This window comes from Pontiella sp. (assembly GCF_041622395.1).
Classification (GTDB): domain Bacteria; phylum Verrucomicrobiota; class Kiritimatiellia; order Kiritimatiellales; family Pontiellaceae; genus Pontiella.
Genome location: NZ_JBFJYW010000297.1, coordinates 1 through 4,617 on the forward strand (window position 1 = coordinate 1; position 4,617 = coordinate 4,617).

General features: G+C 60.1%; 6 protein-coding genes and 1 riboswitch. Of the genes, 3 read left to right on the plus strand and 3 right to left on the minus strand.

Annotation, left to right across the window (positions count from 1 at the left end; translation table 11 throughout):
* Positions 1-301 precede the first annotated feature (301 nt).
* Together ABYO54_RS14285 and ABYO54_RS14290 are read right to left on the minus strand one after the other, a co-directional pair.
* On the minus strand, positions 302-622 hold the full coding sequence (locus ABYO54_RS14285; RefSeq protein ID WP_372808921.1) for an ArsR/SmtB family transcription factor: 321 nt from the start codon (positions 620-622) through the stop codon (positions 302-304).
* Between the two features lie 229 nt (positions 623-851).
* On the minus strand, positions 852-1,493 hold the full coding sequence (locus ABYO54_RS14290; RefSeq protein ID WP_372808922.1) for an HAD family hydrolase: 642 nt from the start codon (positions 1,491-1,493) through the stop codon (positions 852-854).
* Positions 1,494-1,636: 143 nt separating this feature from the next.
* A riboswitch (TPP riboswitch) is annotated at positions 1,637-1,743 on the plus strand.
* 44 nt (positions 1,744-1,787) lie between these two features.
* Here ABYO54_RS14290 and thiS point away from each other — a divergent pair.
* The 3 genes from thiS (at position 1,788) to thiH (ending at position 3,992) form a co-directional block, all read left to right on the plus strand.
* Positions 1,788-1,988, plus strand: coding sequence for a sulfur carrier protein ThiS (gene thiS, locus ABYO54_RS14295; RefSeq protein WP_372808923.1), 201 nt, complete (start codon positions 1,788-1,790; stop codon positions 1,986-1,988).
* 65 nt (positions 1,989-2,053) lie between these two features.
* Entirely contained in the window at positions 2,054-2,842 is a 789-nt protein-coding gene (locus ABYO54_RS14300; RefSeq protein ID WP_372808924.1) for a thiazole synthase, read from the plus strand.
* Positions 2,843-2,864: 22 nt separating this feature from the next.
* Positions 2,865-3,992, plus strand: coding sequence for a 2-iminoacetate synthase ThiH (gene thiH, locus ABYO54_RS14305; protein ID WP_372808925.1), 1,128 nt, complete (start codon positions 2,865-2,867; stop codon positions 3,990-3,992).
* A gap of 4 nt (positions 3,993-3,996) precedes the next feature.
* Here the strand turns inward: thiH and ABYO54_RS14310 are convergent, their stop codons facing one another.
* The gene (locus ABYO54_RS14310) at positions 3,997-4,302 is read right to left on the minus strand and encodes a hypothetical protein (RefSeq protein WP_372808926.1); all 306 of its coding nucleotides are present in this window, start codon (positions 4,300-4,302) and stop codon (positions 3,997-3,999) included.
* Between the last annotated feature and the right edge of the window lie 315 nt (positions 4,303-4,617).

Below are 4,617 nucleotides of genomic sequence, written 5' to 3' on the forward strand. Positions count from 1 at the left end.
CAGCATCTGCCCGGCAAGGGCGACGGAGACAGGCCTTAATGTGTCAACATTCCCGCAGTCGGAGAAACGGTTAATTTCAGTTTATCACAGGATTGGTGCGCTAGCAGCGCATAGATTTTCGTTACGTCCTCAATAAAGAAATGGACGCTTTCGGCCAGATGGCTGCCCTGAGCCATCCCGAACACACCATACGTCAGCCAATCCGCCAACTTCGTAAATACCTCTAACATGCCGCACTCCTATTCGTTTCCCTCAACGTTGGTCATTTGACCATTCCGCCAAGCGTTGTTCAAAAATAATCTCATTTTACCAAGGCCGCCTGCGCCTTGGCGTTGCTTTCGATGACGGCCTCGACACAGCTCATGAAATTCATGACGCACGGCACCTTCATTTTATAATAGACCTGCTTGCCGCGCTTGTCGTCCTCGACGATGCCCGCCTGCTTCAGCACCGAGAGGTGCTTCGAGATCGTCGAAAAGTCGGCATCGATCTGATCGACGAACTCGCAGACGCACATTTCGCCGGCCGACAGCTGCTCGGCCATCCACAAGCGCGTCGGATGCGCCAGCGCCTTGAGCACCTTCGCCTTCGCTTCGTACAGCAATTTTTCCTTCGCATTCATGAATTGTCCCTCAATTAATATTTGGCAATATAGCCAAACGTTCGGGTTTAGCAAGCCCGATTTCGGAAAAAAGTGAAAATATCCTGGAGTGCGGCGGCAAGCGAAGCGCGACACCGCTTTCGTGCACGCCGAGCGACGGTTAAAGCGCCGTCGCGTCGCAAGCTCCTTGCCGGCGCACTCCAGGAAAAACCGGCGCACTCCAGGAAGAACCGGCGCACTCCGGAACCCTTTACAAAATATATTCGCCAACATCGGCCAAGGAGTCGAAGACGGGGGCGCCGCAGGCTTCGAGGCGGGGGCGGCTGTTGTGGCCGCAGGCAACCAGCGCGCAGTGGACCCCCATGGCCTCGGCCACCTCGAAGTCGTGCAATGTGTCGCCGATAAAGAGCACTTCCGCCGGATCGAGCACGAGCCCGTCCATGTATTTCAATCCGTTTTCCACCTTGCCGGCGGCATAGATATCGTTAAGGCCAATGACGTCGTCGAAGAACGGCGTTAACTTGAAATAGTCGACCGAATGCAACAGCGCGCCCTGCTCATAGGCCGAGAGCACCGCCTGCGGAATCGCCTTGGCCCGGAGCTCGGCAATCAGCTCGCGGGCGCCTTCGTGCAGCGGGCACTCGTATCGGCGCGCGGTGTACTCGGCGATAAACTCCTCGGCCAGCACGGGGTAGGGATCGGTCGCGTAGTCGAACCCGAGCTGGCAGTAGTATTGATCGACCGGGAAGCAGAGTTTGTCGCGGTAAAGCGCAACATCGATCCGAGGCAGGTTGCGCCGCTCCAGCATGTGGTTGTTGATCTCGGTGCAGAGCGAGGTGTCGTTCCACAGCGTGCCGTTCCAGTCCCAAATGATGTGTTTGAATGTGCCCATTGCCCGAACCTTGGAGAACTCCCGGCGACTTTAACAAGACCATTCTCGCGAAATGAGCCCGGCCCGGCGGCGTTGGGGGATTGCGTCCCCAAATGCCGGCGCTTCCTGCTTTACTTCCTCCGGCGGGCTTGGCAACGTCGCTCCTTAGTCACCCGGGGTGCCGCTTCGAAGTTCGAAACGTGCTGAGATCATACCCGTTGAACCTGATCCGGATTATGCCGGCGCAAGGGAGCGTTGAATCGACTTCCAGCGTTCCCGGGTTCCCGGGAACGCTTTTTTGTTGGAGTACCGAACATGAAACTGACCGTAAACGGAACGGCCCACGAACTCGGGGGCGACGGCACCATCGATGCCCTGCTCGACGAGCTGGGCGCAACCAAGGCGCACACGGCGCTGATGGTCAATGGCAACGTGGTCCCGTCCGAACAATGGGCAACCACCCCGCTGAACGAAAACGACGAAGTGGAAATGCTCGTCTTTGTCGGCGGCGGATAACCAAAACCCGCAAAGACACCGCGCACGCAAAACCGGCACCCTTCGGGATGAATGAGGTCTACACCATGAATGAAGATGTTTTAAAAATCGGCGATCAGAAACTGGGCTCGCGCCTGTTTCTGGGAACGGGAAAGTTTTCCTGCACGCAGGCGATGATCGATGCGGTCAAAGCCTCGGGCACGGAGCTGGTGACCGTCGCATTGCGGCGCTTTAACCGCGCACAGGCGGAGGACGATCTATACGGTCCGCTTTCGCAACTCAAAAACGTGCGGCTGATGCCGAACACCTCCGGCGCCATGAACGCCAAGGAAGCCATCCGCGCCGCGCTGCTCGGCCGCGAGCTGAGCAAGAGCCCGTTCGTGAAACTGGAGATCCACCCCAACCCGCACCATCTGTTGCCGGACCCGATCGAAACCTACGAAGCCGCCATCGAGCTGGTGAAGCAGGGCTTCCTCGTCCTCCCCTACATTCCGGCCGATCCGGTGCTGGCCAAGCGGCTCGAAGACGTCGGCTGCGCGGCCGTCATGCCGCTGGGCGCCGCCATCGGAACGGGCAAGGGACTCTCCACCGCCGAAATGATCAAGATCATCGTACGCGACGCCAACATCCCCGTCGTGGTCGACGCCGGACTGCGCGCGCCGTCCGAGGCCGCCTGCGCGATGGAGATGGGATGCGACGCCGTGCTCGTCAACTCCGCCATCGCCGCCGCCGACAATCCCTCCGCCATGGGCGCCGCATTCAAGGGCGGCGTCGAAGCCGGTCGCATGGCCTATCAAGCCGGCCTGATGCCGACCAGCGAAGTGGCCGTGGCCTCAAGCCCCCTAACCTCGTTCCTCGCCACTCAAACGGACTAACCAGCAGCCCCCCTCCCCGCCCATGAAAACACCACTTCCAGCGTGGTTGAGCCCGGAACCGTGGCTCAACCTTGAATTCAGCGCCGCCGATGTACAACGCGCGCTCCATGCCGACGCGCCGAACGAGAAAACGCTGGCGGCCCTGCTCTCGCCGGAAGCCGCCCACTTTCTCGAACCGATGGCGCAGCGCGCGCAAACCATTACGCGGCGGCACTTTGGCCGGACCATCTCGCTCTACACCCCGCTCTACCTCTCCAACTTCTGCAACGGCGGATGCCTCTACTGCGGCATCGCCGCCGACCGCAAGGCCACGCGCAGCGTACTCGACACCGAGCACCTGCGCCACGAAATGGAAGCCATCCGCGCGATGCACCTCGAAGAGCTGGTGCTGCTCACCGGCGAACGCATGCCCGAAGCCGATGTGGACTATCTCGAAACCTGCGTTTCGATCGCGGCGGAATACGTGCACAACGTAACCGTCGAAGTCTTCCCGATGGCGGAGGCGGAATACCGCCGGCTGGCCGAAGCCGGATGCACGGGCGTGACGATCTACCAGGAAACCTACGACCCCGTCGTCTACGAACGCATGCACCGCTGGGGCGACAAGCGCGACTTCGCCGCGCGGGTCGATGCCCCCGACCGCGCACTGCGCGGCGGCATGCGCACCATCGGCATCGGCGCCCTGCTCGGCCTGGCCGACCCGCGCCACGACATCCTCTGCGTCTACCGCCACGCCAAGCATCTGCTGAAAACCTATTGGCAGGCCGGCGTCTCGATTTCCTTCCCGCGCATCCGCCCGCAGCTCGGCGGTTTCGAGCCCGATTTCCCGGTCGACGAAAAAATGCTGGCCCAGTTTGTGTTCGCGCTGCGCATCTGCCTGCCGGAAATTCCGCTGGTGCTCTCCACCCGCGAGCCGCGCCGCGTGCGCGACGGCATGGCCGGACTCGGCATCTCCAAAATGAGCGTGGCCAGCAAAACCACCGTCGGCGGCTATAGCGAGGACTCCGAGGAATCGACTGCGCAGTTCGAGATTTCCGACGACCGCGGCATCGACGAATTCAACGCCATGCTCCGCGCCAAGGGTCTCGAACCGGTCTTCAAGAACTGGGACGCCACCTACCGCGAACCCGCCCGCTACCAGAAAGCATAAGTTCTCACCACAAAGCACGCCGGATATTCTTTTCCGCTGCGGCCTCGGGACCTCCCGCGCGGCGGGCGGCATTCCGATGGCTTCTTCCGTAGCTTTCCAAGCGCGAACGGCCCCGCCTGCGGCGCTTCCGCCGCTCAATCCGGAGCAATTTTTCCGGCGTCAACGAGGCAGGAAGCGGATCGACAAAAACATAGCGGTCATCGATCAGAATGCAATTGTCCGAAATCAGCAGGAGGTCCCCCTCCAGCACAAAGCTGAGCTTCCAATTTATGGACTCTTTCCGCATCGCCTCACAACCCTTGATGAGCATCCAATATTCCGCAATTGCCCGTTGGGCTCATGAGTTTGCTGATGAGGGCGTCGGGTTTGAAAGGTTCCTGTCTTCCGCAACGGTCGGCGGCGGGCAGGTAAAAGATTCGTGGGTAAAAAATGATCACGCGTGGATGTTTTACCCCGCATCTTTCACTTGAAAGCATACGAAGTCGTTCCGACTGCGGGAGAAGGATGGGCAGAAAAATGAACGGCAGAAAGATGGGTGGCGGGCTAAAAGGAAATCCGTGTTCGTTGGAGAAAATTTGCGGGTTTGAAAGGTTGCTGTCTTCTGAAACGGTCCTGATCGGTGGCG